Source organism: Salinivibrio sp. IB872, from assembly GCF_001995345.1.
GTDB classification, from domain to species: domain Bacteria; phylum Pseudomonadota; class Gammaproteobacteria; order Enterobacterales; family Vibrionaceae; genus Salinivibrio; species Salinivibrio proteolyticus.
Genome location: NZ_MUFO01000080.1, coordinates 1 through 5,121, shown reverse-complemented (window position 1 = coordinate 5,121; position 5,121 = coordinate 1). Strand labels below are relative to the sequence as shown.

Annotated in this window: 4 protein-coding genes and 1 pseudogene; 4 read left to right on the top strand and 1 reads right to left on the bottom strand. The window is 44.2% G+C overall.

The genetic code is table 11. From position 1 onward, the window contains the following. From BZJ18_RS16625 to BZJ18_RS16615, 3 genes are all read left to right on the top strand, one after another. The coding region (locus tag BZJ18_RS16625; RefSeq protein ID WP_077458428.1) for a phospholipase effector Tle1 domain-containing protein at positions 1-2,470 on the top strand (2,470 nt) is incomplete at its 5' end. Then, on the top strand, positions 2,463-3,092 hold the full coding sequence (locus BZJ18_RS16620; RefSeq protein ID WP_077458426.1) for a hypothetical protein: 630 nt from the start codon (positions 2,463-2,465) through the stop codon (positions 3,090-3,092). The genes BZJ18_RS16625 and BZJ18_RS16620, both read left to right, overlap by 8 nt. Before the next feature lie 45 nt (positions 3,093-3,137). After that, positions 3,138-3,734 carry a hypothetical protein gene (locus BZJ18_RS16615; protein ID WP_077458424.1) on the top strand — a complete coding sequence of 199 codons (597 nt, stop codon included), beginning with the start codon at positions 3,138-3,140 and terminating at the stop codon, positions 3,732-3,734. 45 nt (positions 3,735-3,779) lie between these two features. On the opposite strand, the gene BZJ18_RS16610 is transcribed toward BZJ18_RS16615, so the two are convergent. Next, positions 3,780-4,442, bottom strand: coding sequence for an ion transporter (locus BZJ18_RS16610; RefSeq protein WP_077458422.1), 663 nt, complete (start codon positions 4,440-4,442; stop codon positions 3,780-3,782). A gap of 540 nt (positions 4,443-4,982) precedes the next feature. Here BZJ18_RS16610 and BZJ18_RS17830 point away from each other — a divergent pair. After that, positions 4,983-5,121 (top strand): annotated as a pseudogene (locus BZJ18_RS17830) (IS256 family transposase); the annotation flags it as partial.

The following is a 5,121-nucleotide window of genomic DNA, read 5'->3' as shown; positions in this document are numbered from 1 at the left end:
TCGTAAGGCCGTAGGCTGTACTTTCCAATTAGCGAAAACTGAGCAAGAAGGCACAATTGGCCAGTGGCAAACTAAGCCTACCGAACACGGTACTAAGTACACCGCTTACGCCGCATTTGATGAGCCTAAAAAGCTAGTGGCTAAAATCTCTGCCGACACCATGGGAGTGAGTGTTCCTGACCACGTAGTGATGAAGCCTGAAGGTTCCGCTGTGGTCCGAGAAGCCTTTATTCCAGTGACGCCCTCTATTCAGTTAGGTGAACGACTCGGTTTACCCACAGAGGGATATTATTATCACTTCAACCAAAAGCGCCTTGTTCAAGAATATAAGCTGTTAGGCAATGGCAAGTGGCAGTTTTATGCCACGCGTTCTACCCATGAAAAACTCAATCATGACCAAGGCCTTAACAAGCACCAGAGTGCCATTTTGGTTTACTGGAAGTTAGAAGGTAAAGACGTCGAGGACCAACACCTCGTCTATCTCAAAGAAGCAATTACTCGTGAAAAGCTCGATAATTTAGATGATGAATGGCTAGCAGAAAACGGCGTAAAGCTATCTATCAGCGATTTACTCGCCGCCCCTAAGCAAACCGTTGCGAATCGAGACGACTCACCTGCAAATGCGGATAGCGATAAAACTGGTGACTCAGCTCAACCATTAACCCATACCGTAAAGTTTGATCCGACTACCCGCCAACGTGAATCATGGCCTGCTATTGCCGAACAATATGGCTTGTCCGCTAAGCAGCTGTTGGAGTTGAATCCTCAGTATGACGCTGAACCAATGGCATTGGCGGTGGGTGATAGCCTAACGGTTAGTCAGCCGACGGAGAAAAAGCAAACTCAAACCGCTTCTTACGGCTTTCCACCCATATCGCCAGATTGGTTCAATCATCCATTAAATACGTTTTACGACTACAGCGAGCGTTGTTTACTTAATTCCGCTGTTAAAGCAATCAGCGATGAAAAAACAGTCGAAAAAGAGCTTCCAGTCGTCAACGTAAAACGCGAACGGACACTGCGTATTGGGGTTTTCTTTGATGGTACAGGGCAAAATAGCCCTAATGATGAATACAAAGAGATGTACGGCAATAAGTCGCGTACCAATATTGCTCGCCTATTTGAAGCGTACCCAGAACAAGATGGCCAATCAGCTAAAATCTATGTATCTGGGGTAGGCACAGTGGATGATATTCCCATTATCCCCGGAGAGCGTAACCCAATCATTGATGCGGGTGGTGATGAGAAGCTCTTCCCTGGACAAGCTTTTGGCGTGTTTGATGACACCGGTGGATTGTGGAAGTGGCAAACACTGTTAAAAGAAGTTAACGGTATTATTCGCCGACTTGGAACCGAATATCATAAAATCAATCACATTCAGTTTGATGTGTTTGGGTTCAGCCGCGGTGCCGCATTGGCAAGGCATTTTGTCAATGCACTAGAGGCCGGTTTTCCTGACTATAGCAATCCCGAAAGAAGCAAAAATCCTAGCGAGATTTATCCAAACTTGCTGGGCAATGAGAGCTATAAGCGGTTTGATTCCCTATCCGATGAATTTTATGCGGCAGATACACAACGCCGTATTTCTGTTCGTTTTGTGGGCCTTTTTGATACCGTAGGCTCATTTTATATGCCCGGTAACAATGACGAAGGGGAATATAAGCTTGGCCTCAAACCAAATGCGGCAGAAAAAGTATTCCAGATTTGTGCACAGCATGAGTACCGTGAGAACTTTCCATTAACCTCGTTAGGGAAAGGCCACACCGAAGCGGTTGCCTTTAGTGACGGTATTTTCTGTCAAGAAGTATTCCCCGGCTGTCACACTGATATTGGCGGTGGCTATCCATCTAAAAACCAATATGGCAGGACAGACCTGCCAGCGCGCCTCAACCAACCTGTAGACTCGACTTATCATAGAAAGCTTACCCATAAAACATCACTTTATGATAAGTATCAAGCTGATATCCAAAAATTTAAATCAGCCCATGAACTTGCCGCCTATGCCCAACAGAAACTTGCGCAAGAGAATCTAGCTTGGCAACAACAAACGCGAGAAGAGCACGGTATTCATGGTGAAGTTAAGCTCGTCAACGGTGAGCTACATTACTACCATTTTATCCCAACCAGCAATGCACTGGCAGGGCTCACTTTTGAGCGGATGAAACAGCAAGCTGAAAAACAGGGTGTTATCTGGGATACGGATGCTTTAAACAAGCTAAACTCTGAGCCCTTCGATGAGCATGATGACTCATTTATAACGCGTATGTGGTCGTCTATGAAAAAGCTTCCATCAGGCTCCATTCACAATCAGTGGAAAAAAGATGAAGTAGTTTTATCTCGAGAATATATTCATCGTCCCCATGATGCACTTATAAATCCCGGTTACGAAAGTGCAATCGAGAGGTTCGTTAACGCATTGAGCATCGACAGTAATAACCAACCCAAACGTCAGGTATTTAGCAATGACTAAGTGGAAAGCATTTTTACCACTGCTCTTATCAGTGGCTGTTTTAGGTTGCAAGCCCGAACCTTACACCGTTGAGGCTGGCTTTACTAATGGCAGTACTACCGGTCGGCATATCGTGTCCAAAATGACGATTACAACGCTATCAGGAGGCCGAGCAAACTTCGCTATGGGTTCTGTCGGTGGTTATCCTGGGGCCCACTCAGGCGGAGGAAAAATAGATGCCCCCGCTTACATCGAAGGTGAGTGGGCAAAAGGTAACCCAGAGCCGAGTAGCGGTTTAATCTCCTATCACCGCATATCTGCTCCCATTCCAGATAATGCCGAAGCCAAAATGAAAACAATGGATAATTATTACCAAAATTTCGACCGTGACTATGGTTCGATGGAGGTGATTGTTGATGGCCCTAGAGTACGGGTCTTCTACTCAAAATCGTGCGTTGATATGTACGATGACTGTACGCCTAAACAGGGAGCAGACCCAAACGGATGGGTCGTTCGTTCACCTAAAAATCAGACAGATGTGGTCGTTCTCTTTGATGGCAAAGGCGAATCTTCTCCGACTCCTTTTCCTTCAGCTGACACTGCGACATCACAACAACTGGAAAAGGCAAACTCTCCGGAATAGATCTAGGTGTCAATTGATGCCAACCCAAGAGCCAGGTATTCGGCAATGATTAAATGGAGAGCATTTCTACTACTGCTATTGTCAGTCGCTGTTTTAGGCTGTGAGCCTGAACCTTACGCCGTTGAGGTTGGTTTTACGAATGGTAGTTCCACCGGTAGGCACTCTGTCTATAAAATGACAATTACAACCGTGTCTGGCGGTAAAGCCAACTTTGCCATGGGTGGAGTGAGCGGTTACCCCGGCGCTCACTCTTCAGGTGGGCGTATAGACGCTCCCGCTTACATTGAAGGCGAATGGGAAGAAGGATGGGGATTTGCAGACGATGACATCAGCTCTACACCTCATCACCGCATATCTGCTCCCATTCCAGATAATGCCGAAGCCAAAATGAAAACAATGGATAATTATTACCAAAATTTCGACCGTGACTATGGTTCAATACAAGTCATTGTCGATGGCCCAAGGGTGCGAGTGTTTTATACCAAAGACTGCTCTATAACCCTTGATGATTGTACACCTGGGGTTGGTGCAGATCCGAATGGCTGGGTAGTTAAAGATCCTAAAGGAGTGAGAGATGTCGTGGTGCTCTTTGATGGCAAAGGTGAGTCCTCCCCAGCTCATTTTTCTACTTCTGATAATTAGTCATCAGAAAAAGGCTCAATTCCATATTGACGCCCTGGCCTATTGTTAGTTAGCAGAGCTTCCTTTGAACTCTACTCTTTTCTGCACCAACCAAGAAATTATGATTCCATTGAAATATGCAAATATCAAAAGACCTATCTTATTTAGTAGAAGTGTCATTATCTGACCAGCGTTTGTCAAAGCCAGTGTCACACTAATTTTTGCATTCATAATATTAAGAAAAGCCCACCATAGAGCATCAGAWGCAGTATTAAGCTCGGCATTGACCTCTCGTTCAAAATGTAATATTAATCCTGAACAAACTGTAAACGAGAAGAATGAGACTAAAAACACGAACACTGTAATGCTTTGGACACGACTAGTTATTACTGATTGATAGATATATCTTATTGATTTCAAGGAGCGCAAGAAGCGAACAATCCTAACCACTTTTGCTAAACGGCCCCACCTAAGTGTATCCAAAGTTGGAATAGAAGCTACCAAATCTATCCAACCCCATTTCAGATATTGTTTCTTACTCTCCGCAGAAAAAAGATTGATAAAGAAATCTAAGAGAAAGAAAAAACAAACCACTAAATCTATACGACTCAACACTGATTTAATTTCGTCATCTTCAACAACAAACATCTCTAACGTCAGCGCACACAAAATATAGACCGACATGGTCAACATAAATATTTGGTAAACTGTATTTCCTCTTTCAACCATTTTCACTTCCTGATAAATTATTGATGCTATCTAACACCGCGGCGATATGGAAATTCAGGAGCACCAGCGAGTAAATGTTCCGTAGTAGAGATTGGTTATAGACCTTCATCGTCGTACTCATTCTCCAGCCTGGCTCAACTTCACCAAACTGTACTAACGAATTGTTTTTGCCATCTACAAACACTTAATCAACGTCTCAACGATGCCTAGCAATGTTTCTATACAAATAGTTACCCAGTCCTCAGCTGAGACTATGTGATTACGATGCACAAGTTTGGTGGAGCATTGGCCAACGTGAAATCGATGAACAAGGTCATAGGACTCTATATGCCTGTTAGTTACCTAGTTACCTAATTGATAATCGGAGCAATTCAATTGGGATCAGTGGGTCAGGTGACTAATTTTTTAGCTGATGGATTATGCGCAACCTAGCGCCTCTGGATCTATACGTTCAACTATCTCGAAGCCCTTGGTTTTTTGGTAGTGTTCAAAAGTCTGTGTCACTCCTATAGTTAACCCTCAACAGGGAGTGATACATCAATGTCCGACAAATACGAAATTGATATTCAAGCTTTTGCTAAGGCACTGCAATCTGGACAAGACCTCAACGGGAAAGATGGACTGCTAACGCCGTTGATTAAACAGATCACCGAAGCTGCTTTGGCTGCTGAGATGGATG

Excerpts from the sequence above, each read along its gene's own strand:
- BZJ18_RS16615 (WP_077458424.1), top strand. The coding sequence starts at position 3,138 with ATGATTAAATGGAGAGCATTTCTACTACTGCTATTGTCAGTCGCTGTT.
- BZJ18_RS16620 (WP_077458426.1), top strand. The coding sequence starts at position 2,463 with ATGACTAAGTGGAAAGCATTTTTACCACTGCTCTTATCAGTGGCTGTT.